Annotated in this window: 23 protein-coding genes; 17 read left to right on the top strand and 6 right to left on the bottom strand. The window is 41.7% G+C overall.

Annotation, left to right across the window (positions count from 1 at the left end):
* The first annotated feature begins 113 nt into the window (after positions 1 to 113).
* Complete coding sequence (locus tag MMO42_RS16995; protein ID WP_241321441.1) at positions 114 to 1,901, top strand: choice-of-anchor I family protein; 1,788 nt, start codon at positions 114 to 116, stop codon at positions 1,899 to 1,901.
* Positions 1,902 to 1,954: 53 nt separating this feature from the next.
* Here the strand turns inward: MMO42_RS16995 and MMO42_RS17000 are convergent, their stop codons facing one another.
* On the bottom strand, positions 1,955 to 2,581 hold the full coding sequence (locus MMO42_RS17000; RefSeq protein ID WP_241321442.1) for a TIGR00730 family Rossman fold protein: 627 nt from the start codon (positions 2,579 to 2,581) through the stop codon (positions 1,955 to 1,957).
* A gap of 325 nt (positions 2,582 to 2,906) precedes the next feature.
* On the opposite strand from MMO42_RS17000, the gene MMO42_RS17005 reads away from it, so the two are divergent.
* The 6 genes from MMO42_RS17005 to MMO42_RS17030 all read left to right on the top strand — a co-directional run bounded on the left by MMO42_RS17005 (position 2,907) and on the right by MMO42_RS17030 (position 10,650).
* On the top strand, positions 2,907 to 4,484 hold the full coding sequence (locus MMO42_RS17005) for a TerC family protein (RefSeq protein ID WP_005154688.1): 1,578 nt from the start codon (positions 2,907 to 2,909) through the stop codon (positions 4,482 to 4,484).
* Positions 4,485 to 4,570: 86 nt separating this feature from the next.
* Positions 4,571 to 5,041, top strand: coding sequence for a YchJ family protein (locus MMO42_RS17010; protein ID WP_241321443.1), 471 nt, complete (start codon positions 4,571 to 4,573; stop codon positions 5,039 to 5,041).
* Positions 5,042 to 5,093: 52 nt separating this feature from the next.
* A complete protein-coding gene (locus MMO42_RS17015) occupies positions 5,094 to 5,738 on the top strand; it encodes a trimeric intracellular cation channel family protein (RefSeq protein ID WP_004802075.1) in 645 nt (214 codons plus the stop codon).
* A gap of 126 nt (positions 5,739 to 5,864) precedes the next feature.
* Positions 5,865 to 6,479, top strand: coding sequence for a sel1 repeat family protein (locus MMO42_RS17020; protein WP_241321479.1), 615 nt, complete (start codon positions 5,865 to 5,867; stop codon positions 6,477 to 6,479).
* Between the two features lie 115 nt (positions 6,480 to 6,594).
* Positions 6,595 to 8,814: a DNA topoisomerase IV subunit A gene (parC, locus tag MMO42_RS17025; RefSeq protein ID WP_241321444.1), complete on the top strand. Its 2,220-nt coding sequence runs from the start codon at positions 6,595 to 6,597 to the stop codon at positions 8,812 to 8,814.
* A gap of 156 nt (positions 8,815 to 8,970) precedes the next feature.
* Complete coding sequence (locus MMO42_RS17030) at positions 8,971 to 10,650, top strand: AMP-binding protein (RefSeq protein WP_241321445.1); 1,680 nt, start codon at positions 8,971 to 8,973, stop codon at positions 10,648 to 10,650.
* Between the two features lie 76 nt (positions 10,651 to 10,726).
* Here the strand turns inward: MMO42_RS17030 and MMO42_RS17035 are convergent, their stop codons facing one another.
* Positions 10,727 to 11,119 (bottom strand): hypothetical protein, encoded by a 393-nt coding sequence (locus MMO42_RS17035; RefSeq protein WP_241321446.1) that lies wholly within the window; start codon positions 11,117 to 11,119, stop codon positions 10,727 to 10,729.
* A gap of 150 nt (positions 11,120 to 11,269) precedes the next feature.
* Between MMO42_RS17035 and MMO42_RS17040 the strand changes: the two genes are divergently transcribed.
* Entirely contained in the window at positions 11,270 to 11,668 is a 399-nt protein-coding gene (locus tag MMO42_RS17040) for an MAPEG family protein (RefSeq protein ID WP_005291200.1), read from the top strand.
* A gap of 114 nt (positions 11,669 to 11,782) precedes the next feature.
* Positions 11,783 to 12,310, top strand: a complete 528-nt coding sequence (gene ppa, locus MMO42_RS17045; RefSeq protein WP_004656389.1) for an inorganic diphosphatase — start codon at positions 11,783 to 11,785, stop codon at positions 12,308 to 12,310.
* A 101-nt stretch (positions 12,311 to 12,411) separates the two neighbouring features.
* Here the strand turns inward: ppa and MMO42_RS17050 are convergent, their stop codons facing one another.
* Positions 12,412 to 13,683, bottom strand: coding sequence for an OprD family outer membrane porin (locus MMO42_RS17050; RefSeq protein WP_005291202.1), 1,272 nt, complete (start codon positions 13,681 to 13,683; stop codon positions 12,412 to 12,414).
* Between the two features lie 740 nt (positions 13,684 to 14,423).
* Between MMO42_RS17050 and MMO42_RS17055 the strand changes: the two genes are divergently transcribed.
* Positions 14,424 to 15,194 (top strand): TorF family putative porin, encoded by a 771-nt coding sequence (locus MMO42_RS17055; protein ID WP_241321447.1) that lies wholly within the window; start codon positions 14,424 to 14,426, stop codon positions 15,192 to 15,194.
* 115 nt (positions 15,195 to 15,309) lie between these two features.
* On the opposite strand, the gene MMO42_RS17060 is transcribed toward MMO42_RS17055, so the two are convergent.
* Complete coding sequence (locus MMO42_RS17060) at positions 15,310 to 16,074, bottom strand: TSUP family transporter (protein WP_241321480.1); 765 nt, start codon at positions 16,072 to 16,074, stop codon at positions 15,310 to 15,312.
* 394 nt (positions 16,075 to 16,468) lie between these two features.
* On the opposite strand from MMO42_RS17060, the gene MMO42_RS17065 reads away from it, so the two are divergent.
* A complete protein-coding gene (locus tag MMO42_RS17065) occupies positions 16,469 to 17,257 on the top strand; it encodes a TorF family putative porin (RefSeq protein WP_005291212.1) in 789 nt (262 codons plus the stop codon).
* A gap of 40 nt (positions 17,258 to 17,297) precedes the next feature.
* Here MMO42_RS17065 and MMO42_RS17070 read toward each other — a convergent pair whose 3' ends face one another.
* Positions 17,298 to 18,785, bottom strand: coding sequence for a YifB family Mg chelatase-like AAA ATPase (locus tag MMO42_RS17070; protein ID WP_241321481.1), 1,488 nt, complete (start codon positions 18,783 to 18,785; stop codon positions 17,298 to 17,300).
* A gap of 69 nt (positions 18,786 to 18,854) precedes the next feature.
* Complete coding sequence (locus MMO42_RS17075; RefSeq protein ID WP_004802123.1) at positions 18,855 to 19,082, bottom strand: accessory factor UbiK family protein; 228 nt, start codon at positions 19,080 to 19,082, stop codon at positions 18,855 to 18,857.
* Positions 19,083 to 19,357: 275 nt separating this feature from the next.
* Here MMO42_RS17075 and glnK point away from each other — a divergent pair, with 275 nt between their 5' ends.
* From glnK to MMO42_RS17105, 6 genes are all read left to right on the top strand, one after another.
* Positions 19,358 to 19,696: a P-II family nitrogen regulator gene (gene glnK / locus MMO42_RS17080; protein WP_004656379.1), complete on the top strand. Its 339-nt coding sequence runs from the start codon at positions 19,358 to 19,360 to the stop codon at positions 19,694 to 19,696.
* A 67-nt stretch (positions 19,697 to 19,763) separates the two neighbouring features.
* Positions 19,764 to 21,170 (top strand): ammonium transporter, encoded by a 1,407-nt coding sequence (locus MMO42_RS17085; protein WP_005291248.1) that lies wholly within the window; start codon positions 19,764 to 19,766, stop codon positions 21,168 to 21,170.
* A gap of 125 nt (positions 21,171 to 21,295) precedes the next feature.
* Complete coding sequence (gene nrdR / locus MMO42_RS17090) at positions 21,296 to 21,760, top strand: transcriptional regulator NrdR (RefSeq protein ID WP_004656377.1); 465 nt, start codon at positions 21,296 to 21,298, stop codon at positions 21,758 to 21,760.
* 12 nt (positions 21,761 to 21,772) lie between these two features.
* Positions 21,773 to 22,873 carry a bifunctional diaminohydroxyphosphoribosylaminopyrimidine deaminase/5-amino-6-(5-phosphoribosylamino)uracil reductase RibD gene (gene ribD / locus MMO42_RS17095; RefSeq protein WP_241321448.1) on the top strand — a complete coding sequence of 367 codons (1,101 nt, stop codon included), beginning with the start codon at positions 21,773 to 21,775 and terminating at the stop codon, positions 22,871 to 22,873.
* Positions 22,870 to 24,162, top strand: a complete 1,293-nt coding sequence (locus tag MMO42_RS17100; protein ID WP_005191741.1) for a DNA adenine methylase — start codon at positions 22,870 to 22,872, stop codon at positions 24,160 to 24,162. The genes ribD and MMO42_RS17100 overlap by 4 nt, the downstream gene beginning before the upstream one ends.
* A gap of 396 nt (positions 24,163 to 24,558) precedes the next feature.
* Positions 24,559 to 25,398 (top strand): MIP/aquaporin family protein, encoded by an 840-nt coding sequence (locus tag MMO42_RS17105; RefSeq protein ID WP_241321449.1) that lies wholly within the window; start codon positions 24,559 to 24,561, stop codon positions 25,396 to 25,398.
* Positions 25,399 to 25,430: the final 32 nt, after the last annotated feature.

Here is a 25,430-nt window from a genome sequence, read left to right on the forward strand (position 1 = left end):
ATACAGACTAAAATTGTCAAAGAGTGGTCATGAAACTGACATTAAAGTGTCATCGAATTTGCATCACCCAATACTAAATTAGCCATACAACATAAATTGTATGGAATTTGATCATGAAATTTAAGATTTCAGTTTTATTGGCGGCATTGTTGTCGGTGGGGTTAGTGGCTTGTAATGATGATAATAACAACGTAACACCAACACCTGAGGTCGTAGAGCTGACGCCAGAAACAATTAAGTTGAGCTTGTTGGGGCGCTATGAAACCAATATCTTTGCCAAAAGTGCGGCTGAAATTCCAGCCTATGATGCTGCGACCAAACGTCTATTTGTTGTCAATGCACAGAAGGGTTTGGTTGATGTGCTAGATGCGTCAAAACCTGAAAAACCAGTCCATATTGCTGAGCTATCTGCACGCACTTATTTGGCTAATTCGGAAGTAAATAGTGTTGCGGTAAAAAATGGCATTGTTGCACTTGCAGTCCAAGCTGAGAAGAAAACCGATACAGGGATCGTGGTCTTTTTTAACGCCAAAGATTTAAGTTTTATCAGTAAAGTCAATGTTGGTGCTTTACCCGACATGTTGACCTTTAGCCCAGACGGTAAAACTGTTTTGGTGGCCAATGAAGCTGAGCCAAATGATGATTATTCAGTTGACCCTGAGGGATCTGTCAGCATTATCTATGTCAGTAATATCCAGCAGCCTAAAACCAGTGAGGCAGACTTTAAGGCGTGGAACACACAAAAGGCAGATTTATTGGCTAAAGGAGTACGTATTTTTGGGCCCAATGCAACTGTCGCTCAAGACTTGGAGCCTGAATATATTACTGTTTCTGCGGACAGCAAAACTGCTTGGGTGACACTCCAAGAAAACAATGCGATTGCACGGATTGATATTGCTCAGCAGAAAGTGACCGATATCTATCCATTGGGCTATAAAGATCATGGTCTCGTTGGCAATGAGCTGGATGTTAGTGATAAAGACAAGAAAATTGACATCAAAACATGGGCTGGCTTAGTGGGTATGTATCAACCTGACTCGATTGCCAATTATCAAGCCAATGGTCAAACCTATTTGGTCACAGCCAATGAAGGTGATGCGCGGGCATGGTTAAAGGATTCAGATGCATATTTTGGTGGTGATACAAGCAAAGGCTTTGTGGAAGAAATTCGAGTTAAAGATTTATTTAAGAGCAGTGGCTTTACCAATAAAGTGAAAGATGAGTATCCAGCACACTTGCAGAAAATTGCTGTTGGCGTCAAAGGTGCAAGACTCAATGCCGCAGTATTTGGTTATTGTGGTGCAACGGCAACAGATGCAAAAGAATGCCGTGAAGATAACCAATTAGGTCGTTTAAAAGTGACTTGGACCAAGGGTTACCAAATGCATGCCGATGGTACGCCAAAACTTGATGCAGATGGTTATTTGGTTTATGACAAGCTTTATGCTTATGGTGCACGCTCATTCAGTATCTGGAATACTCAAGGCCAAATGGTCTGGGACTCGGGTAGCGAATTTGAAAAGAAAATAGCCGAACTGTTCCCGAATTACTTTAATACTGATCATGAAGAAGTGGCGTTTGATAAACGAAGCGCTGCGAAGGGCCCAGAACCTGAAGGGGTTACTGTAGGTAGCATTGGCAAGAAAACCTTTGCTTTTATCGGCTTGGAACGGATGAGTGGCGTTATGGTGTATGACATTACCACCCCGAATAAGCCTAAATATATTGAATATTTTACCACGCGTAATTTTGTTGAAACCGATACGGCCAAGCAGGGAGATTTAGGACCTGAAGGGTTAATTTTTGTTGCGGCGAAAGACTCGCCAAATGGCAAGCCTTTATTGGTGGTCGGTAATGAAGTCAGTGGTTCAACAGCGGTATATCAAGTCAATGTGCAGTAAGTGTTAGCCATAAAAAAGCGGATCGATCTGATCCGCTTTTTTATTTCGATGCTTTACACTTCGATATGAGTTGGAGCATTTAAATTTTTAATGACATTTGAAATCTGTTCAGGCGTTTCGCAAATAATCACTTTGGCACGATGCTGCGGTGGCAAGAAACCTTCTTCCACAGCATGATCCAGTTGTGCAATCAATGCATCATAAAAATGGTTCACGTTATAAATAATCATCGGTTTTTGGTGCTGATTGAGCTGTCCCCAAGTGGCAATTTCCAGAATTTCTTCAAATGTACCTAGGCCACCTGGTAGGGCAATAAACGCACTGGCACGTTCAGCCATCAGGGCTTTGCGTTCATGCATGCTACTGACGATATGTAGTTCGGTCAGTTTATGATGAGCAATTTCGTAATCCAGCATGAATTCAGGAATCACGCCGACCACTTCACCACTATGTTCAAGTACGGTATCAGCCACTTGTCCCATCAGACCAATACTGGCTCCGCCATAGACAATACCAAAACCTTGGTTGGCAATATGCTGGGCAAGTTCAATGGCTTTGTCTCGGTAAATCGGCTTGTTACCTGTACGTGAACCGCAATATAACGCAATAAGAGATTGGGTGGTTTTTATGGGAGTAGGAGTAATGCTTCTTGTCTCTGTCATTCTTAATACACTATTCATTCGTTTATTTTCACCTTATCATTTTCACTGTGCTTGTCTAGGCTAAATGAGGTTTGTGACAGTTTTATGCACACTTTACATACAAAGCTATTTTGTAACGCTTAGAAAGAATTTGAAAACATCATCCACATAAAAAGGGTGAATTTCACTGAAATCTTGCCTATACTAAAAATCCTTTTATTAATCTATGTACCTCTATGAGTAGTGGTTGTTGTCGCTCCGCATTGTTCTATTTTCCTAAAAAAAATGTTTTGGCTACTTGTGCCGACCTTTTAAAATCTCAACTTCATAACAATATTGTTGATTTTGCAGAGGAGTCACCTCAATGATTCTGGAATGGATGTCAGATCCTGCTGCTTGGGTTGGCTTAGCCACATTGGTGGTGCTTGAAATTGTACTGGGTATTGATAACCTTGTTTTTATTGCAATTTTGGCAGAGAAACTACCTCCAGAACAACGTAATGCCGCTCGTAGAGTTGGTTTGATTCTCGCCTTACTGATGCGTTTGGGATTGCTTGCGGCAATTGCATGGGTCGTGACATTAACTGAACCACTGTTTCATATTTTTGATCATGCTTTTTCTGGTCGTGACCTGATTTTACTGTTTGGTGGTGTGTTCTTATTATTTAAGGGCACCATGGAACTGCATGAGCGAATTGAGGGTCATCAAACACTGAAAGAAGAAAATCCAGTGCATGCTACTTTCTGGATGGTTATTGTTCAGATTGTAGTTTTGGATGCTGTCTTTTCTTTAGATAGTGTGATTACTGCGGTTGGTATGGTGAAGCATCAAAGTGTAATGATGCTGGCAATGATTATTGCTGTTGGTATCATGCTTTGGGCATCAAAACCACTGATGGACTTTGTCAATAAGCATCCAACTGTGGTGATTCTATGTCTTGGCTTCCTGATGATGATTGGTTTCTCATTGGTGGTTGAAGGCTTTGGTTTCCATATTCCGAAAGGTTATTTGTACGCTGCGATTGGTTTCTCGGTGTTGGTGGAAATGATCAATCAGACGATGCGCCGTAACCAAGAGAAATTGGTCACGACCACTGATTTACGTTATCGCACCGCCTCTGCCGTACTGCGTATGTTGGGCAGTAAAGGCAATGGTAATGAAGACAAAGAAGCAGAAGATGTTTTAGCGACTCAAGCTTATGCCAAAGAAGTCTTTGATGAAGATAATGGGGTATATCACAGTGTCTTGGTCCAAGGGGTATTGGGTTTATCTGAGCGTCCAGTCAAGTCGGTGATGACGCCACGTCCAGAATTGGAATGGTTAGATCTCGATGATGATCCTGCTGAGTTGAAAGAACGTTTAATGGCAATGACCCATTCCCGTTTGATCATTGCGCGGGGTGAGCTAGATAATATTGAAGGTATTGTACTCACCCATAAAGTGTTGAATGAATACATCGAAACAGGTGCGATTGATTTCACTAAGCACTTACGTGAACCTGTGATTGTGCATGAGAATGCGCAAGTGTTGATGGTGATGGAGCAATTACGTCAAGCACCGTTGCAAATGGCGATCGTATTGAACGAATATGGTTCGATTGAAGGGATTGCCACGCCGATTGACATGCTAGAAGCGATTGCAGGTGAATTCCCAGATGAAGACGAATTGGAAGCAACTGCGGAAAGTCTAGATGACGGTTCGATGTTACTAGAAGGTTCAACCGATATTCGCCATGTGTCTTTGTTGTTGGGCAAAGATTTGGTCGATGAAAGCGAAGAATACTCAACATTGTCAGGCTATATCCTGTTCCATTTAGGCCGCTTACCTGAAAATGGTGACATGATTGAAGTCGATGGCTATCGCTTTGAAGTGGTCACCATGGATGGGCACAAAATTGAAAAAGTGCGCATTCTTGCCAAAGAGAAGTCTGTCGAGAAATAACTAAGCTGTATTATTCTGAATAGCCTTGAGTTTGACCGTTGTGATGCAATGGTTTTACTCGGGCTATTTTTATTTGAGAATTCAAAATGATTTTGTCAAAGAATTGTCCTTGCGGACATGGCCCCTATGCTGAATGTTGTCAGCCCTTGCATTTAAAACAACAGGCCGCTCAAAGTGCAGAGCAACTCATGCGCTCGCGTTATAGTGCCTTTGCATTGCAGCAGATTGACTATATTTTGCAAACCACGGCCTTGGGGCAGCAGACTTTGTTGGATCGTGCAGCGATTGCCGATTGGAGTCAATCAAATCAATGGTTGAAACTGGAAGTGGTGCAGCATCAACCCAAGCTGGATAAAACCCATGCTCTGGTTGAGTTTAAGGCACATTATCATGATGGCAAACAAGCACATATTCATCATGAAATTTCACATTTTGTTTTGCATGAGTTGCAATGGTATTTCCTTGATCCGACCTTAGACATGCAGATCACTATGAAACAGCCCTGTATTTGTGGCTCGGGGAAAAAATTTAAACAATGTTGTGCGCAATTCATCTAACTTTGTCTTAGAATAGCGCACACTTTTACGCCTGATTTAGGGATGTAGGCAGATGTTACTCACCGTGATTTATATTATTGCCATTACTGCAGAAGCGATGACAGGTGCATTGTCAGCGGGCCGACGTAGTATGGACTGGTTTGGTGTAGTGCTGATTGCCTGCGTGACGGCTTTAGGCGGTGGTTCAGTGCGCGATGTGCTGCTCGGGCATTATCCTTTGACTTGGGTAAAACATCCTGAATATTTGGTTTTGACCTGTATTGCAGCCTTTGTCACCATCATTATTGCCAAATGGATGCGTCATCTGCGCAACATCTTTTTGGTTCTAGATGCCTTAGGTTTAATTGGTTTCACCATCATTGGTTGTCAGATTGCCTTGTCGATGGGACATGGTTTTGTGGTGTCTGCGGTGGCAGGGGTCTTAACAGGCGTGTCGGGTGGTATTCTGCGCGATATTCTGTGTAATGATGTGCCTTTGGTGTTCCGTCGTGAGTTGTATGCCAGTATTTCCTTCGTTGCCGTGATTTGTTACTGGGTGTGTTTAGAAGTTGGCTTGCCACATGATCTTACTGTGATTTTTACCTTGGTATTCGGTTTTACCTTACGTTTAATCGCGATTTATTTTGGTCTGGAAATGCCGAAATTTATTTATAAGGAAGATGATGCAGAATCTGCTTCCTCCACCGATGAGCATTGATTGGAAAGCATGCCTGCAATTTATTTTATTGAAGGTTTTTAATGCCTTCTAAGAATTATTTATCTTAAATATGATAGCTTTTATACGATTATTAAATTAAAAATGAATCTTTTATCTGTGCAAGAAATGACTCCCGAAGTTATGGAGTTAGATGTAAGTGAACAAATAAAAACAGGACTTAATTATTGTCTAGGGCGCAATGGAGCCGTTCAGAATCTCTTGTTGGGTCGAAATTGGTTATGGATTGCGGCTACCTATAATCAGTCACTTGTTGCTGAATATAATTGGGCTTCAACTTGGATGGCGCAACCCATCTATAATGAAAATGACATGATTTATATTGAAGAGCTTGAGGAACTTGCTGAACAAGGTAATGCTGCGGCTTTATATTTGTTAGGTGTTTACCATTCAGGTTCTAATGAAGATGAACATTTGGATATTGATCTTGCATTAAAATATTATGAGAAAGCCGTACAGCAGCAGTTTCCGCCTGCTATTAATAATCTTGCAGATAAATATGAAAATGGTACTGGCGTTGCAAAAAATCTAAAAATAGCCTTTGAGTTTTATTCTGCCGCTGCTAATCATGCAATTGCAGCATCTCAGTTTAGCTTGGGTCTTTTTTATTTAAAGGGGCTTTATGTTGAAAAAGATGACGAATTAGCTAGGGCGTGGTTAAAAAAGGCAGAGAAAAATGGCTGGTTTTCAGCATCAGAAATTCTATTGAATATGTTGCATTAAGCTTAACAAGACACCATTTGACGTTTAAACAACAACAAGGGCTTGTCACAACGCCTGCATCCACATAGCATACAAAGCATTGACGATAATAAATGATTTTGGATGACTCGCTGAAATGACCAGCCTTGCACATCATGCAACAGAAAACCGTTCCGTAGCCGAATTCACTGAGCAGGCTTACCTGAACTATGCCATGTACGTGATTATGGATCGTGCATTGCCCCATATCAGTGATGGCTTAAAACCCGTACAGCGCCGTATTGTTTATGCGATGAGTGAGCTCGGCTTAAAATCGACAGGCAAACCGAAAAAATCGGCACGTACCGTCGGTGACGTACTCGGTAAATACCACCCACACGGTGACTCAGCATGTTATGAAGCGATGGTGTTGATGGCACAGCCATTTAGCTATCGCTATCCATTGGTTGAAGGTCAAGGTAACTGGGGTTCGCCAGATGATCCAAAGTCATTTGCGGCTATGCGTTATACCGAAGCCAAACTGTCAGCGTATAGTGAGTTATTGCTGAGTGAACTTGGGCAAGGTACCAGCGAATGGCAAGATAACTTTGATGGCTCGATGAAAGAGCCAATCACTTTACCTGCACGTATTCCCAATATTCTGTTGAATGGTACAACCGGGATTGCAGTGGGGATGGCGACGGATATACCGCCACACAATTTACGTGAAGTGGTGAAGGGCACGATTGCGTTGATTCGTAATCCTGAAACCACAGATGAAAAATTGGCAGAGTATATTCCTGCACCAGATTTACCAACCAAAGCTGAAATCATTACCCCGCCTGAAGAATTACTGAAAATTCAAACCACAGGCCGTGGTAGTTACCGTGTTCGAGCAGTGTATACGGTTGAGAAAAATGAAATCGTGATTAGCGAATTGCCGTATCAGGTTTCAGGTTCTAAAGTTGTGACGCAAATTGCCGATCAAATGATTGCGAAGAAGTTACCTTTGGTTGCGGATATTCGAGATGAATCTGATCACCGTAATCCAACCCGTTTGGTGATTGTGCTGCGCTCTAATCGTGTCGATGCAGAAACGGTAATGAGTCATCTATTTGCCACGACAGATTTAGAATCTAGCTATCGTGTCAATTTGAACATGATTGGAGCCGATGGCCGTCCACAGGTGAAATCAATTCGCCGCATCTTGTTAGAGTGGATTGAGATCCGTAAGCAAACCGTGACCCGTCGTTTGCAATATCACTTAACCAAAATTGAAAAGCGTTTACATATCTTGGCAGGTCTTTTAATCGCCTACTTAGATATTGATACCGTGATTCGGATTATTCGCGAAGAAGACCAACCAAAACCTGTGTTGATGCAGCATTTTGGAATTGACGATATTCAAGCTGAAGCGATTCTGGAACTTAAGCTGCGCCATTTAGCCAAGCTTGAAGAAATGGAAATTCGCCGTGAGCAAGAGGAGTTGGAGGCGAAAGCAGCCATTATCCGTGAGCAATTGGCAAATCCTGAATCGTTGAAAAATCTTATTATTGGCGAGTTGAAAGAAGACGCGAAAAAGTTCGGTGATGATCGCCGTTCACCAATCGTTGTACGCGCAGATGCAGTACAGATTAAAGAACAAGATTTGTTGCCTGCTGAAACGGTAACGGTTGTTCTGTCAGAAGCAGGGTGGGTGCGTGCAGCCAAAGGCGGTGATGTCGATGCTGCGAATCTTAACTTCCGAGCGGGTGACCAGTATTTAAGTCATGCTGTGGGTAAAACCAATCAACGGGTGTATTTCTTGGATCAAACAGGGCGTAGTTATGCCTTGCCAATTAGTAGTCTACCTTCGGCACGAGGTTTAGGAGAACCGCTTAGTTCAAAATTATCACCTGCCAGTGGTGTTTCGTTCACCCAAGTGTTTATTGATGATGATAACAAGGAGTTATTAGTCGCCAGTTCAAACGGTTATGGCTTTAAAACGCAAGCTGCTCAGTTAGATACCAATGCCAAAGCAGGTAAAGCATTTTTAAGTGTGGCTGATAAAGCATTTGCTTTACCATTGCTGCCAATTCAGCAAGCAACCCATGTTGCCATTTTGAGTTCATCAGGGCGGTTACTGATTCTTGATTTAGCAGAACTTCCAGTTCTGAATAAAGGTAAAGGTAACAAGTTGATACAACTTGATGAAAAAGAGCAAATTTTATCCATGACAACCTTGACGTTAGATGAAATAATCCAAGTCGCTGCAGGACAACAGCATCTAAAACTGAAAGGGGACGATCTCCAAAAATATCTAGGAAAAAGAGCAACAAAGGGGCAACTTTTACCACGCGGATATCAAAAAGCAAATAGACTCTTCATTCAGAGATAAGGCTAGTATTCTGTGATACAAATACGTTATATATGACAATGTATTCATATTGTTTGAATAGATTGACAGGGCAATTCAAAAAGTTAAAAAAAATGTTTTGTCATGGACGTAACGTTGTTACATTTTTAAGGATTACCACTCGGAGATAATGGCATTATGGAAAAGATTTGGTTTGCTGAATACCAAAAGACAGGAATTCCAGAAACAGTTGAACTGCCTGCTGAAAACACCTCACTTGTTGATATTTTTGAACGCAATTTCCAAAAATTTGGTTCACGTGATGCCTTTATCTTCATGGATAAAGTTTTAACGTTTAATGAATTAGAAGTCGCTAGCCGTAAATTTGCTGCTTATTTACAAAGCTTAGGTCTAGCTAAAGGATCACGTGTTGCGGTCATGATGCCGAACGTTTTCCAATACCCAGTGGTTGCTTTAGGTGTGTTCCGTGCAGGTTTAGTGCTTGTGAATGTGAACCCATTATATACCGCACGTGAACTTGAGCATCAATTGAATGACTCTGGTGCTGAAGTGTTGGTGATCATTGAAAACTTTGCCAGCGTTTATCAAAGCATTATTGGTAAAACACCTGTGAAGCATGTTGTGGTGGCTTCTGTAGGTGACATGTTGGGTACATTGAAAGGTACATTGGTCAACTTTGTTTTACGTAAAGTACGTAAGCAAATTCCAGCGTGGAACATCCCAGGTCATACTAAATTTAATGCAGCATTGAACAAAGCCAATCCGAGCAATTACAAGCGCCCAAGCTTAACTTTAAGTGATACGGCAGTACTGCAATACACGGGTGGTACAACGGGTGTTTCTAAAGGTGCTGAATTGACGCATCGTAACCTTGTTGCAAACTTACTTCAGTGTGAAGCAATTTTCTCAAGTAAATTTGGTGCTTCTGACAGTGCGAAAGGCGATCGTATCGTTTGTGCATTACCGCTTTATCACATCTTTGCATTCATGGTATGTGCGCTTTACGGTATGTACAAAGGCCAAGCGAATATCTTGATTCCAAATCCACGTGACTTGCCTGCAGTGGTGGGTGAATTACGTAAATACCAACCTTCATTCTTCCCAGCAGTAAACACATTGTTTAATGCTTTAGTGAATAACGAAGAATTCAAACAACTTGACCATAGCAATCTGAAGATGGCGATGGGCGGTGGTATGGCGGTATTGCCTTCAACTGCGGCAGCATGGAAAAAGATCACAGGTACAACCATTATCGAAGGTTATGGTTTATCTGAGACTTCGCCTGTTGCAACTGCGAATCCACCTGCAACAACTGAATTCAGTGGCACAATTGGTATTCCATTGCCATTAACAGAAGTTGCAATTTTAGATGATGACGGTAAAGAAGTTGCGCTTGGTGAACAAGGTGAAATCTCAATCCGTGGTCCTCAAGTGATGAAAGGCTACTGGAATCGTGCAGATGAAACTGCCAAAGTGATGACCGCTGACAATTTCTTCCGTACAGGTGACATCGGTGTAATGGATTCACGTGGTTATGTGAAGATTGTTGACCGTAAAAAAGACATGATCTTGGTGTCAGGCTTTAACGTTTATCCAAGTGAAATTGAAGAAGTGATTGCGAAGCATCCAAAAGTATTGGAAGTGGCTGCGATTGGTGTTCCAGATGAAAAATCAGGTGAAGTGCCGAAATTATTCATCGTGAAGAAAGATCCTTCTTTAACCACTGAAGAAATCATTGCTTATGCAAAACAAAACCTAACGGGTTATAAGTGCCCACGTTATGTTGAGTTTATGGAAGAATTACCAAAATCAAACGTAGGTAAAATCTTACGTAAAGATTTACGTAAACCAGCTTAAGAATCCCACCTAGCCTCCCTTTAAAAAAGGGAGGTACTGGAAAGGCGCCGCAATCGCGGCGTTTTTTTATTTGGATTTATTTAACGCTATTTGATTTCATGAGCCAACGATCAATATAAGGTCGCCCGATGCCGACAATACCGACAAATACCAGCATAGTGGCCAATTGAAAACGTAAACGGGTTGGATCGATACCATTAAAACTCAAATAGTTATCTGCAACAGCATACAGTACGATCACTGCGAGCCAGTGCCAAAGTGTTAAGCGATAAATACCGACGGCATAAAAGGCCACGGTGAGAATCACAAAGGTACCCAAAGTTGATTGCCAATTCAGATTGGCACAAATCACACAGAGTAAAAAGGCGACGATTGGCAGAACAACTTTCAGCACACGATCCACTAAAAGCTGATGCTGTCGTTGTTGGGCGAGAACATCAAACATTTCTTTTTGATCTTGGCGTTGCATGGTTGCACCTTAAAACTGTATGAAAAAACACAACTTTTACACAAATACGCTGTGTAAAAGAAACGCTTGTTGAACAAGCACAAATGAAAGTTCAATAAATTATAGATTATGATAGCATGATCAGAAGAACTTCAAATGATGGATGTCAGCATGCAAGGTATTAGCGGCATTATATTGATGATTATAGTCGCATGTTTGTTGCCGTATGTTTTTACCTTGATTGCAAAATCAAAAGGTGGTTTTCAAGCAAAAGATAATCAAAACCCGCGTGAGTTTTTGGCTAAAACAACAGGGCTGTCGGCACGAGCAAATGCAGTGCAACAGAACAGCTTTGAGAGCTTGCCTTTGTTTATTGCTGCTATTTTGATGGCAGAGTATATGGTGGTGCCTGAGCGATTTATTCTTACGTTGGGTTGGGCCTATATTGTGTTCAGAGTGATTTACGGCATCTGTTATTTAGCCAATCTAGCGACTTTGCGTTCAATCATTTGGTTTTTCTCGCTGCTTTGTCCAATTTTACTGTTCGTGATCACAATTAAAATGAGCTAAAGCATTGGATAGAAAATTCTCCAGCTGTTTGCATATCTAGCATCATTTTCATTGTATTCACGTTATAATCTGTCCGATTTACATCTGACTTCACAATATTAAACGAGTGTTGATATGAGTTATAGCAATATTCCTGCGGGTAAAGACGCACCTAATGACATCTATGTCATCATCGAAATTCCTGCAAATGCAGCGCCAATCAAATATGAAATCGATAAAGATTCAGATGCGTTATTTGTAGACCGTTTCATGGGTACAGCAATGTTCTACCCAGCAAACTACGGTTATGTACCAAATACATTGTCTGAAGATGGTGACCCATTAGACGTACTTGTTGTAACTCCACATCCTGTTGCTGCTGGTTCTGTGATTCGTTGCCGCCCAGTGGGCAAATTAAAAATGGAAGATGACGGTGGTATCGACGCGAAACTCATCGCTGTTCCACACGAAAAATTATCTCCATTGTACAAAGATGTTCAAGAATATACGGATCTTCCGCCATTATTGATCAGCCAAGTTGAGCATTTCTTTGCTCACTACAAAGATTTAGAGCCTGGTAAGTGGGTAAAAATCAGTGGTTGGGAAGGTGCTGACGTTGCCAAAGCTGAAGTATTGAAAGCAATCGAAGCTGCTAAAAAGTAACTTTGAAATGCTTAACCAAGTTTTAAAAATTTAAAACTTGGTCATAAAAAAACCTCCATTCAAATGAATGGAGGTTTTTTTATTGCTTGATCAAATGTGAATTAGAATAATTTCACAGGAATATCAAGCCAGATACGCCATTCGTTGGTATCACCGATATAAAGCTTATCGTAAGCATCGCTAGCACGATAGTACGAGTGACGTAAACGTAAGCTCGCATCTTTGGCAAAACCAGATTGAACAGTGTATTTCACTTGGTTAAAGAACTCGCGTTCTTGAGCAGTGTCGGCTACATCTTTAACTTTGATGTCCCAACCATAAACAAAAGCAGTCGTCCAGCTTAAGCCTGGAACGCCATAGCCACCAAAGTCTACGTTATATTGCAACTGTGCGGACTTTTCCTGATTACCAATGAAGTCAGACAGGTAAGAGTTTGGCAAATAGATACTTTGAGCGCCGTCAGCGTTCTCGCCGTAGTCATAACCGGTATTACCATTGTTTTGTTGGTAAGCCAACATCACGCTGTGTGGACCAGTGTTATAAGTCGTAGAAAGTGCCCAAATGGTATTTTTACGATTAGACAAGTCATCAGTCGTACTAGAATACGTGCTCGCTTTTTCATCCCATTTGGTGTGATAAGCGCTTAAATCGTAAGTCAGACCACTGTCTTTATCTAATGCTTGTTTATAATTCAAATTGATATAATGACGATCTAACTTATCTTTGCTGTCTAAGCCAAAATAAGCGGCATTCAAATTATCATCAAATTTATATTTTGCACCCCAAACCACGGCACGATCTAAATGGCGACCATCGCTATTAATTTGGTCAGAGTATTGGTCTTTGGTGAATTTACCCGCAGTTAACTCTAAGCCATCAATTTCACGGCTTGTTGCCAAAACACCATCGAAGTATTCAGGTACTAGACGTGCAGTGTTACTTGCCAAAACAGGAATATCTAAAATCTGTGTACCATAAGTCACTGTGGTATTCGAGATACGTGCTTTTACAAAACCGCCACCACGAGCCCAATGATCATAGGCTGAACCATCGGGATGCTTTGGAATCATACCATTACCGGCATTATTGTTTGAGCCCAATTTAAAAGAGCCATCACCGATCACACCAGCACCAAAGCCAACTAAACCTTGAGTAAAACCTGTTTCCAGTTTCACCATTGCCGTCTGAGCGTATGAGCTCGTGTCTTTGACACCGTTCTTTTTGTCACGATTTAAATAACCAGTACGGAATAAAATATCCCCTTTGGCATCTTCAACAAGTCCTTTTGCTTCGCTTTGTTCGCTTGCATATGTTGAGGTAATTAACGCGGCATTAATCAAAACCGCTAAAGTAAGTTTATTTGCCTTTGGCATAGCTCGCCTCATTAAAAAAAATAAATTTGGGATAGAACCGAAATTTTGACCAATTGTATAAGTTATGCATAAAAAAGATAGATTTTTATTAAAATAATTTAATTAATATTAAATAAAATACTTATATAATTTTATGATTTATTTCCCGTTTAATAATGCATCAAAATAAATTTAAATGCATGATTTTAAGTAATAATCTGTTTTATTTTGATCATAAAATAGCCTGATTATTTTTTGATTTATTTTTGCGAAAATATGTGATTTATTGCATTATTTTTTCTTTTTATTTAATGAGTTATTTTTTCTTTGTTTGAAAAATAAGCGTATCGGTTTGCAAAAAATACCATCCCGACGAATGACAGTGACTGACCAATCCAAAAGTTACAGATGTTCAGACTAACTTAAGTTTTTTGTAGATGCACTTTTATGGAACATTGCCTGTTTTTATAATGGAATGCTTATCTTTTAAGCATTTTTATCTATTGAATTAGCACCAAAATGCCTCTTTTTTGTGCGAAAAATAGTCTTTATTTTTCTGTCGCTTCTAAATAGTTCAAAAAACCAGATCTATTTTTGATCAAGACCAATTCTGAGGCGCCTAGAACTGAACCACAGCACTTTTATGGGACAAAATCTAGATTTAGCGTAGTTTTTTTAGAGTTGGCACAGCAATTGCTAATTACTTTGCGATGCAATTTAAAACATAAATCAGTCGAATATCCATCATGGGGGAGATCAATATGATGAAATTTGCATGTAAAGCAATCGCGTTGAGTATTTGTGCAGTGACTTCGACTTTTGCTATGGCGGAAGAAACAAATACATTATCTCAATACGGCCTTAGCTTTTCTGGAACGGCTGCGTTAACGACTGATTATCGTTATCGTGGTATTACTCAAACTCAAAGTGATCCTGCGGTACAAGGTGGTTTTGCATTAACGCATTCATCTGGGTTATATGCAGGTGTATGGGGATCTAATGTTAACTTTGGTGGCCCAGATCCTCATTTAGAGTTAGATCCATATGTGGGTTATGCAACGGAACTTCCTTTTGCAGGCAAACCGACCTTAGATGTAGGTTTATGGTACTACGGTTACCCAAGCGCATCGGATATTAACTGGTTAGAACTTTACGCTAAATTAGGCTTTAAAAACGTTCTTGCTTCTGGCGACAGTTTGTTAGGTACTTTGAACTACACCAATGATTTTGCAGGTACTGACGAAAACGGTTGGTATGTAAATGCGACTTATAATGTACCTTTTGCGGACACTGGCTTCGGTGGTGTAGCAAGCGTTGGTTATACCAAAGTGGATAACTACGACTTTAGCGACACGGGCGCTGAAGATGACAACTATGTCGATTGGAAAGTCGGTATGACTTATAGCGTCAAATCAGTGTCGGGTTTAACAGCTGAACTTGCGGCTGTAGGAACCAATATTGATGCGGATGCTCAACCCTATAAACGTGGTACTGAAACAGGTGCTGTGTTTACTTTAACCAAAGCATTCTAATCTTCTTTGAACAAAGAAAAGCCAGCATTTTTGCTGGCTTTTCTACTTTTCATATCGATCTAAGTTGTTAGATGGACAGGAGAGATCTTCGCTTTGATTAGGCTGTATAACCTATTCAAAATAGAGAAAATGCCATTCTTACAATAAGAAAAACTAAAAGGATCAGGAAAAATAATCTGATAAATTGGCTGCCATAGCGGAGTGCGAGAAATACACCCACTAAAGAACCCAGAATATTGCAGATGGCGATCAATAAACCAATTTCCCACAATACATGGCCTGTGGGTATAAAAAACAAAAGTGTTGCGCTAAATGTCCCTAGATTAACAACTTTTGCCGATGCTGAAGCATTGAGAAAATCAAAGCCAAAAACTTTTACAAAGAGGAAGAGTAGAAAGCTTCCACTGCCAGGTCCGAAAACGCCATCATAAAATCCAATCAATCCGCCAAAAAGGATTCCGAGCAAGATTTCTTTAGAACTACATTTTACATAAGTACTTTGTGCACCTAAGTCCTTCTTTAAAAATGTATATACGGCCATGATGATGAGTAAACAGAAAACGATGTAGCTCATCAATTGCTTTGGAATATAAGCAGTGGTCATCGCACCAATAAATGCAAATATAAATGCCGCAAGCATCGTCGGAATCAAAAGTTTCCAGACAAACTTGATTTTATGAACAAATTTAAAAATGGAGGATGCTGTACCTGCCCAAACCGCTACTTTATTTGTACCGAAAACGGTGGCAATACTGTGTTGTGGCAAAGCATGTAGTAGAGCAGGTATTTGTACTAAACCACCACCGCCCACTGCGGCATCAATCAGACCACCACAGAAAGCAAAGAACCCTAAAGTCAGCAGGACGGTTTCATTAATCATCATATCAGCCAGTCTGAAAATTTTTATGTTGTTCGCACTTTTGAAAGCACAGTAGGCGAATCTTGTTTGATAGCTATCATTAAACAGCGTTTCTTTTGAACTTGCTGTTTTTTTATGCTGTTCAGAACCTCAAGTTTTAAATGAATAAAAATTATGTGCTTGGCTAAAAAGGTGCTTTTTATGCGCTATGAAGGATAGGAGCCGCTCATTTCAGTTGCATGATTAGAACAACTTTGCTTTAGAACTTAAAAAATATTGATTTTATTCTTATTAGTATTTGATTTTATTTATCTTTTTTTATTTCTATGATTTGGCACAGCAATTGCTAATTAGCTTGTGATGCAATTTAAAGCTTAAAAATCAATTGAGTATCTAAAAATAGGGGGAGATCAATATGATGAAGTTTGCATGCAAGGCTGCTGTACTAGGAATGGTGACTGCTGCTTCAACGTTGAGTTTGGCTGAAGAAACAAAACTACCATTTCCGGGAACCATTACAGGCAATGTGAATGTGGTATCAAGCTACAATTTACGTGGTATGACCAACTCGCCAGAAAGCGATACACCAGCGGTACAAGGGGGGCTGGACTATACCCATGACAGTGGCTTTTATTTGGGTTACTGGTTCTCGACTTTAACCGCTGCTTATGCCGACTTTAATACCTCACCAACCGATGTGAAGGAAGAGAAAAAATCATTCGAAAATGACTTCTATGCAGGTTATAAAGGCAAAATTACTGAAGATCTTGGTTATCAAATTGGAGGAACGGTTTATTACTATTATCCAGGTTGGGAGTCGACAGGCTATGAAACCATTTTGGGATTGAGCTATAAAGATTTCAGCATTACCGCACAAACCTTATTGAATAATGTGACTTTCGGAAATAAAGGCGATACGTATTTCTTGGCGACTTATGCACCCAAACTTGCAGGGGGATTTACGGGGAAAGCGCAAGTTGCAGCCTATTATTATGGTGATGATGATGAGTATCTGGCTTATGAGGCCAAAGCTGGGGATGTAACCAAAACTGATTTTGCTTTCCGTCATGCGACACTGGGTTTATCGCATCCTTTGGGCAATACAGGGGCAACCTGGAGTCTGGATTATATTTTTGGTGGTTATACGCGTGATGAAACCAAACAAAAGAATAAAGTGGTGTTAGCACTTGGTTATGCCTTCTAACTGAGACTGATCTATAAAGAAGTGGCCTTGAGGCCGCTTCTTAGCTTTGGCTGCCACGATAAGACAGTGCTTCTGTTAAATGACTACTACTGATGCGTTCGCTTTCAGCTAAATCTGCAATGGTTCGAGCCACTCTTAATACCCGATGATAGGCACGGGCAGAAAGGTTGAGCCGCTGCTGTGCCATTTCTATGATTTTGGTCGAACTGTCATCTAGCAAGGCATGTTGTTCCAGCAACTTTGGTGAAAGTGCTTGGTTTAAACAGTGCTGTCTTTGAATTTGTTTTTCATACGCTGTGATGACGCGTTGCCTTACACTGTCTGAATTTTCTACGGGCGTTCGATCTTGCAGTTCCTGAGCTTGTAAGGGTGGAACATCAATATGTAAATCAATACGATCGAGCAGGGGGCCTGAAATCCGATTTTGATAGCGCTGGATACTATCGGGAGAACATTGGCAGCGACTATCTTGATTAAAGGCATAACCGCAGGGGCAGGGATTCATCGCTGCAATAAATTGGAAATTTGCAGGAAAGGTCATTTGCCGTGCGGCACGAGAAATCACAATTTCTTTGGACTCTAGCGGTTGGCGCAGAACTTCGAGGACTTTGCGATCAAATTCAGGCAGTTCATCCAAAAATAATACCCCCAAATGAGCCAGGGTAATTTCACCAGGTTTGGGTTGTGAACCACCACCGACCAAGGCAATCGCAGATGCGGTATGGTGCGGTGCACGAAATGGACGCTGTCCAAAGCTGTGCTGTGCATTGGCGACGGAATAAATACTGGCAACCTCCAAATTTTCCTGTGCATTGAGCGGCGGTAAAATAGAGGGAAGTCGAGAGGCGAGTAAGGTTTTACCTGTACCTGGAGGACCTTTAAATAAAAGCGAATGTCCACCCGCTGCCGCAATTTCCAATGCACGACGGGGGCGTAATTGTCCTTTAACATCTGCTAGGTCGAGTTGATAAGACGTTAAACCATGATTTGATCTTTCTGGTGCAGCAGCAATTTGAGCGTTGCCCGAAAAATGTGCACAGACTTCCTGCAGGTGGTTGGCTGCATATACCTCAAAATTGGGGAGTTGATTGGCTTCTTCTAAATTTCCTGTGGGAAGTAATAGACGGTGTTGTGCCTGTTGGCAGGCCATCGCAATGGTCAATGCACCTGAAATCGCTCGTAAATGTCCATCAAGTGCTAGTTCACCAATAAATTCAAACCCTTCAGTACTTTTTTCAGGGAGTTGTCCAGAAGCAATCAAGATACCTAAAGCAATCGGGAGGTCGAGTCGTGAACCATCTTTGGGTAGATCTGCTGGGGCCAAGTTGATGGTTAAGCGCTTGGTTGGAAACTGAAAACCGCTATTAATGATAGCTGAACGAACTCGATCCTTACTTTCACGTACTGCCGCTTCAGGTAATCCTACAATCGTTAATGAAGGCAAGCCTGAACTGATATGAACTTCGACTTCAATTTGTGGGGCATGCAGCCCCAAAAGGCCTCTCGTATAGATTTTGGCAAAAGACATCTTATTATTGTTCCATTGTGGTGCTTTATTTTTAATCATTTTTCGGTGCTGATCGCACCGAATTGGTGCTTATTTTTTGTTCTGAACAATTTCTTCAAGTATTTTCATTTGTTGTTGCAGCTCTGTGAGGCGTTGATTGGCCGTATTGAGTGCAGTTCTTTGGCGATCAAGTTCCTGTTTAGAGACAAGGTCTAACTTTTCGATGCTTTCACTCAGTAACGCCCGTAAGTTTTTTTCTAGGTCTTTTTTAGGTTGGTCAACTTGCTGCAAAATTGCCTGTAAAAGAGTCTCAATCATAAAGTGCTCAATAGGTTATGTATATTTGCTGCTCAGTGTATCACCGCTGGTTATATTCCTCTAGCACACTTCGGGACAGAAGGATGAGTGACGGGTTGATTTCATCCAATATCGCGAAATGAAACTTATTTTCGATGCACTATCTACATCTTCAAGCCTAAATAGGTTATAAAGAAAGCTTGTGTCCGATATTTAAAAACCCCCAACCTTTAAATATTGGCATGAAAATTGAACATAAAACCTTACTGGTGAAAATAAGCCGAAGGAAAACAAACATGAAGCTTGTAACTGCAATTGTAAAACCATTTAAATTGGATGATGTGCGTGAGGCACTCTCTGAGATTGGTGTTCAAGGGATTACCGTAACTGAAGTCAAAGGTTTCGGACGTCAAAAAGGTCATACAGAACTGTATCGTGGTGCAGAGTATGTGGTTGATTTCTTACCGAAAGTGAAGATTGAAATTGCAATTAGTGATGAAATGGTTGATGCAGTCATTGAATCAATTACTCGTGTCGCAAGTACAGGCAAAATTGGTGACGGGAAAATCTTTGTCACGAATTTAGAACAAGTGATCCGTATCCGTACGGGTGAGACTGGGCCAGATGCTGTCTAAATTGGCACAAACTTTGCTGAGTTAGAAATTAGAGAAATAGCTCGCAAAATAAGGTTGGGGGACACGAATGAAAAAAATGCTTATGGCGCTCAGTCTATCTGGCGCACTCTTAGGTGGTTCAGCGGTGGTTTGGGCAGAAGATGCTGCATCAACACCAACAACTGAACAAACTGTAGCAGTAGCTGATACGGGTGCTGCAACAACTGAAATTGTTGCAGTTGAAGCTCCAGCTCCTGAAGAAGCTGCTCCTGCTGCTGTCGCAACAGTGGATACTGGGGATACAGCTTGGGTTCTTGTTTCAACAGCATTGGTTCTGTTGATGACTATTCCTGGTTTAGCGCTGTTCTATGGGGGTATGGTTCGTAAGAAAAACGTACTCAGCACCATGATGTTCAGCCTTTCTGCAGCGATCTTGGTGAGTTTAATCTGGGTGATTGCAGGTTACTCATTGGCTTTCTCTGGTTCAGGTGCTTATGTGGGCGACTTGGGCAAAGCGATGCTGAATGGTGTTGCATTTGATGCCTTAAGTGGGACAATTCCTGAAAGCTTATTTGTTATTTTCCAAATGACGTTTGCAATCATCACTGTTGCAATTATCAGTGGTTCGATTGCTGATCGTATGAAATATTCAGCATTTATGGCATTTATCGCAGTTTGGGTGATCTTGGTTTATGCACCAATTACTCACTGGGTGTGGGCGGCTGACGGCTGGTTATTCAAAGCAGGCGCATTAGATTTTGCTGGTGGTACGGTTGTTCATATTAACGCAGGTGTTGCAGGTTTGGTTGCAGCATACATGTTAGGGAAACGTACAGGTCTTGGCCGTGAATCTATGGCACCGCATAACTTAACCTTAACTGTAATTGGCGCAAGCTTGATTTGGGTGGGTTGGTTTGGCTTTAACGGTGGTAGCGCTTTAGGTGCTGGTGCGCGTGCAAGTATGGCAATTCTTGTGACTCAAGTTGCTGCTGCCGCTGCTGCATTCTCATGGCTCATTGTTGAACGTCTTGTTCGTGGTAAAGCATCAGTTCTTGGTGGTGCATCAGGTGCGGTTGCTGGTTTAGTGGTGATTACGCCTGCTGCGGGTTTCGTTGGTGTAGGCGGCGCATTAATCATGGGCTTAATTGGTGGTGTGGTGTGCTTCTGGGGTATTACAGCACTGAAACGCCTGCTTAAAGCGGATGATGCTCTAGATGCGTTCGGTTTACATGCTGTTGGTGGTATCGTTGGTGCGATTCTTACAGGTGTGTTCTACAGTGATGAAATCATCAAAGCGGCAAATGTTGCACTTGCACCAACCTTTATCGGTCAATTGTGGGTACAAATCGAAGGTGTGTTAGCAACAATCGCTTATAGCGCAATTGTGACCTTCATTATCCTGAAAGTAATTGATCTGGTAATTGGTATCCGTGTCAGTGCTGATGATGAGCGTATGGGTCTTGACCTTAGCCAACATGGCGAACGTATCGAATAATCAATACAAGATATGATTTTAAAAACAGCCCCATGGGGCTGTTTTTTTATGCCTTTAGCGTCCTGGTTCTGCAATTGAAGAAACTTTGCTACACTTAAGCAAAGAGAGTAAATAATCACGCAACTATGCATTGTCCATTTTGTAACGCCGCTGATAGTAAAGTCATAGACTCCCGTTTGGCTGCCGAAGGCTGTCAGATTCGACGTCGTCGTGAATGTGTCATTTGTGGGGAGCGATTTACCACCTTTGAGAGTTATGATGTGGTGATGCCAAGGGTGATCAAATCCGACGGTAAAAATGAACCTTTTGATGAGGCCAAGCTACGTCGTTCTTTAATGCATGCCTTGCAAAAACGTCCTGTCACTCAGGAGCAAATTGAAACGGTACTCAGCGATATTCAATCGCAGATTCGTCGGCTAGGCGAGCGCGATGTCAAATCCAGAACCATTGGTGAAATCGTGATGCAGGCATTATTTGCATTGGATCATGTCGCCTATGTTCGATTTGCCTCTGTGTACCAAGATTTCCAAGATGTAGAAGCATTTCGCCATCAAATTGAGCAAATGCAACAACGTGAAAATGAAGCTTAAATTCGAGAGATCATGTCTGAGTTAACCCAAGATCATTTATCTGAACATCAGTATTGGATGCAGCGTGCTATTGAATTGGCTCGACTTGGACAATATTCGACGAAACCCAATCCTAATGTCGGTTGTGTCATCGTTAAAGATGGTCAATTGATTGGAGAGGGGTATCATCCCAAGGCAGGACAGCCGCATGCAGAAGTATTTGCATTGCGCCAAGCAGCCGAGAATGCCAAAGATGCAACGGCTTATGTCACTTTAGAACCTTGCGCACATTACGGGCGAACACCGCCTTGTGCGGAAGCTTTGGTCAAAGCTCAGGTGAAAAAAGTTGTCATTGCCTGTTCAGATCCGAATCCATTGGTTGCAGGTAAAGGCGTTAAAATTTTACAAGATGCAGGCATTGAGGTTGAAACGGGAATTTGTACGGAAAGTGCAAAAACGCTCAACTTTGGCTTTCTAAAAGCCATGTCAACGAGCCTGCCTTATGTACGCTTAAAAATAGCATCAAGTCTGGATGGCCGCACTGCCATGGCGTCGGGTGAATCAAAGTGGATTACTGCCACAGCTGCTCGACAAGATGTACAACATTGGCGGGCAATTTCAGGCGCGGTGATCACGGGGATTCAAACCGTTTTAGCCGATGATTGCGAACTGAATGTGCGTGCTTTGGAAGGTGTTGATCTGACAACCGTGGTGCAACCGAAGCGGATTGTTTTAGATCGACAAGGACAGCTCCCGCTTTCTGCAAAAATTTTACAGCAATCTGAAACGGTGATGGTGATGACACCATTTCGTCAAGAACTTGCTGATTTAGGCGTGATACAATTGACGCCGCAACCTCTAAACCAGTTATTGCAGACTTTGTCCCAACAGTATCAAATTTATGATGTTTTGGTTGAGGCAGGTGCAACTTTATCAACGGCCTTTTTACAACAAGGATTGGTTGATGAAATGATTAGTTATGTTGCACCAACTTTACTTGGTCAATCTGCTCGGGCTATGTTTAATGCTGAATTTAGCAAAATGGCAGAGCAGCTCCGTTTTGAGTTGGTCGATGTAACCCAACTTGGGCAAGACATTCGCCTAAGATTGCTCCCTATCCAAGAGATGATATGAATCCAGAACCATCGGTTTATCACAAGCGTCGTCATGCTGCCCGTACGACTGACGAATATCTTTTTCATCAGTTAGTGCCGTATCTCGGTAATAAGCGTCGACTGCTTCATCTGATTCTAGAAGCGCTTGAGATTACAGGGACACTGAACAGTAAGAAAAAGAATCCACCGATTTTTGCTGATTTCTTTGCGGGGAGCGGCGTGGTCTCTCGTTTAGCCCGTCAAAATGGTTATCGCGTGATTGCCAATGATTGGGAGCCGTATAGCCATGCACTGAACAATGCGATTTTAGCTTGTGTTGATGCGCCTGCATTTAAAGAGTTAGGTGGCTATCAGAAAGCAATTGATTACCTGAATCGTTTGCCTGAAGTTAAAGGTTGGGTCACGCATAATCTCTGTCCGCGTAATGATGATGTGTATGATCCTGCCCGTGATCGCCTGTTCTTCAAACGCCGTAACGGCATGCGTATTGATGCGATTCGTCAGCAGATTGCAACTTGGCAAGCACAGGGTGCAATTAATGATGTGGAAATGAGTGCTTTATTGGCACCATTACTTTATTCAGCAAGTTTCGTCAGTAATACCAGTGGCGTTTTCAAGAGTTTCCATCAGGGCTGGGGCGGACGTACCCAAACGGCACTGGAGCGGATTGAATCGTTATTGTGGCTGACACCGAGCCGTTTTTGTGAGATTGGCGATCCTAAACGTCCAGCTGCTGAAATGTGGTGTGTGGATGCACAGCACTTGGCTAATCAAATGAGTGGTTTCGAAGTCGATGTTGCTTATCTGGATCCTCCTTATAATCAGCATGCCTATAGTAGTAACTACCATGTTCTTAATGCATTGACCTTATGGGATCAAGTGGACTTGCCATCCCCAGACACCAAGGGTTTTAAAAGCGGTATTGATCGAGCTTGGCGTAAAGAACGTCCAAGTCCTTATAACTCATCTAAATATGCCAAAGAAGCGTATGAAAAGTTATTGGAAACGATTAATGCGCGTTATATTTTGACCAGTTACTCGACTGATGGAAATATTGAACCGAAAGATTTGCTGACGGCTAATTTAAAACGCGGCAAAGTCACGCTATTGACCCAAGATGTTCCGCGTTATCGAGTGAGTAAACAACGTCAGTCTGAACGCGCTCGTGTACTTGAGTTTATTGTGATCACGGATACGCATGCTAAGTCAGGGCCACCATTACGACAGCTTTTGGGGCAGTTGTACCATTTCGCAGAATTGGGCGGTGTAGATACAACTGGCAATAGTACCCAACTGGCACTTTGGTAAGATAAAACGGACACCACTTTGGCAACAAAGTGGTGTTTTTGTATCCAAATTTTAATGAGTATCGGTTAATTAGATTAATATAATCGTTTTGAAAGATAAGCTCATGTTTTTATAGTAAATTTCTATCAATTTTTGATTTATTTATACGTGCTAAGTCATGCTATTTTAAATAGATGTTTGAAAATAATTTTAATAAATAATGATTTAAAACAAACAAATAGATTTTTATTGCCCTCTATTTTTACCATCGTGTTCACCGAATCTAAGGATGGAAATACTTTGACCAATCGTTTAAATTTTTACCAAATGATATTGACCGTATCTGAAAATAACTATAGTTTGCCGAGCTTAATTTAGGGTCTTGCCTATTAGCAGCGATGACCAAGAGAGGTTGTTATGAGTCGCTCGGAACCCACCTTATTGGGGCAATGCGTAGCTGAATTTTTTGCTACTGCAATTTTTTTATCATTTGGTATTGGTGTGGTGGCTGCGCTGAAGCTTGCAGGTGCAAGTTTAGGCCTGTGGGAAATTAGTATCGTATGGGGTTTGGCGGTTGCATTGGCAGTGTATTTATCTGCTGGCATTTCAGGGGCGCATCTTAACCCCGCAGTGACCATCGCTTTGGCACTGTTTGCAGGATTTGATAAGCGTAAAGTCCCTTTCTATATCATTGCCCAAGTGGCAGGGGCAGCGACGGGTGCGCTGCTGGTATATGGGTTATATAGCAATTTATTTGTGGATTATGAACAGACGCATCACATGGTGCGTGGCAGTGTAGAAAGTCTGGAACTGGCAGGGATCTTCTCCACTTATCCGCATCATCTGTTATCGCTTGGTCAGGCCTTTATGGTGGAAATGTTTATCACCATGTTATTGCTCTGGCTCATTATGGCGATTGGGGATGATAGCAATGGTTTACCGCGAGGGGCTTTAGCACCGATTCTGGTGGGTTTGCTGGTTGCCGTGATTGGCGCGTCTTTTGGTCCATTAACGGGCTTTGCCATGAACCCTGCACGTGATTTTGGCCCAAAAATCGTGGCTTATTTCTCGGGTTGGGGAGCTGTTGCCTTTACAGGTGGTCGTGATATTCCTTATTTCATCGTACCGATTATTGCACCGATCATTGGTGCTTGCTTAGGCGTACTCGGCTATAAATTATTCTTTAGCCATTTCTTGGTCAAGAATCAGGTTGCAGCCAAAGAGACGGCAGATCAGCAAGTGTCTGAAATGCAATAAATGCATGATTCAATAAATTTTAAAAAGAGGGT

Source organism: Acinetobacter sp. ANC 3882, assembly GCF_022549545.1.
GTDB lineage: Bacteria > Pseudomonadota > Gammaproteobacteria > Pseudomonadales > Moraxellaceae > Acinetobacter.

What these genes read in the sequence shown, in the direction of transcription:
- MMO42_RS16995 (WP_241321441.1), top strand. Translation starts at nt 114, where the DNA reads ATGAAATTTAAGATTTCAGTTTTATTGGCGGCATTGTTGTCGGTGGGG.
- MMO42_RS17000 (WP_241321442.1), bottom strand. Translation starts at nt 2,581, where the DNA reads ATGAATAGTGTATTAAGAATGACAGAGACAAGAAGCATTACTCCTACT.
- MMO42_RS17005 (WP_005154688.1), top strand. Translation starts at nt 2,907, where the DNA reads ATGATTCTGGAATGGATGTCAGATCCTGCTGCTTGGGTTGGCTTAGCC.
- MMO42_RS17010 (WP_241321443.1), top strand. Translation starts at nt 4,571, where the DNA reads ATGATTTTGTCAAAGAATTGTCCTTGCGGACATGGCCCCTATGCTGAA.
- MMO42_RS17015 (WP_004802075.1), top strand. Translation starts at nt 5,094, where the DNA reads ATGTTACTCACCGTGATTTATATTATTGCCATTACTGCAGAAGCGATG.
- MMO42_RS17020 (WP_241321479.1), top strand. Translation starts at nt 5,865, where the DNA reads ATGACTCCCGAAGTTATGGAGTTAGATGTAAGTGAACAAATAAAAACA.
- parC (WP_241321444.1), top strand. Translation starts at nt 6,595, where the DNA reads ATGACCAGCCTTGCACATCATGCAACAGAAAACCGTTCCGTAGCCGAA.
- MMO42_RS17030 (WP_241321445.1), top strand. Translation starts at nt 8,971, where the DNA reads ATGGAAAAGATTTGGTTTGCTGAATACCAAAAGACAGGAATTCCAGAA.
- MMO42_RS17035 (WP_241321446.1), bottom strand. Translation starts at nt 11,119, where the DNA reads ATGCAACGCCAAGATCAAAAAGAAATGTTTGATGTTCTCGCCCAACAA.
- MMO42_RS17040 (WP_005291200.1), top strand. Translation starts at nt 11,270, where the DNA reads ATGCAAGGTATTAGCGGCATTATATTGATGATTATAGTCGCATGTTTG.
- ppa (WP_004656389.1), top strand. Translation starts at nt 11,783, where the DNA reads ATGAGTTATAGCAATATTCCTGCGGGTAAAGACGCACCTAATGACATC.
- MMO42_RS17050 (WP_005291202.1), bottom strand. Translation starts at nt 13,683, where the DNA reads ATGCCAAAGGCAAATAAACTTACTTTAGCGGTTTTGATTAATGCCGCG.
- MMO42_RS17055 (WP_241321447.1), top strand. Translation starts at nt 14,424, where the DNA reads ATGATGAAATTTGCATGTAAAGCAATCGCGTTGAGTATTTGTGCAGTG.
- MMO42_RS17060 (WP_241321480.1), bottom strand. Translation starts at nt 16,074, where the DNA reads ATGATTAATGAAACCGTCCTGCTGACTTTAGGGTTCTTTGCTTTCTGT.
- MMO42_RS17065 (WP_005291212.1), top strand. Translation starts at nt 16,469, where the DNA reads ATGATGAAGTTTGCATGCAAGGCTGCTGTACTAGGAATGGTGACTGCT.
- MMO42_RS17070 (WP_241321481.1), bottom strand. Translation starts at nt 18,785, where the DNA reads ATGTCTTTTGCCAAAATCTATACGAGAGGCCTTTTGGGGCTGCATGCC.
- MMO42_RS17075 (WP_004802123.1), bottom strand. Translation starts at nt 19,082, where the DNA reads ATGATTGAGACTCTTTTACAGGCAATTTTGCAGCAAGTTGACCAACCT.
- glnK (WP_004656379.1), top strand. Translation starts at nt 19,358, where the DNA reads ATGAAGCTTGTAACTGCAATTGTAAAACCATTTAAATTGGATGATGTG.
- MMO42_RS17085 (WP_005291248.1), top strand. Translation starts at nt 19,764, where the DNA reads ATGAAAAAAATGCTTATGGCGCTCAGTCTATCTGGCGCACTCTTAGGT.
- nrdR (WP_004656377.1), top strand. Translation starts at nt 21,296, where the DNA reads ATGCATTGTCCATTTTGTAACGCCGCTGATAGTAAAGTCATAGACTCC.
- ribD (WP_241321448.1), top strand. Translation starts at nt 21,773, where the DNA reads ATGTCTGAGTTAACCCAAGATCATTTATCTGAACATCAGTATTGGATG.
- MMO42_RS17100 (WP_005191741.1), top strand. Translation starts at nt 22,870, where the DNA reads ATGAATCCAGAACCATCGGTTTATCACAAGCGTCGTCATGCTGCCCGT.
- MMO42_RS17105 (WP_241321449.1), top strand. Translation starts at nt 24,559, where the DNA reads ATGAGTCGCTCGGAACCCACCTTATTGGGGCAATGCGTAGCTGAATTT.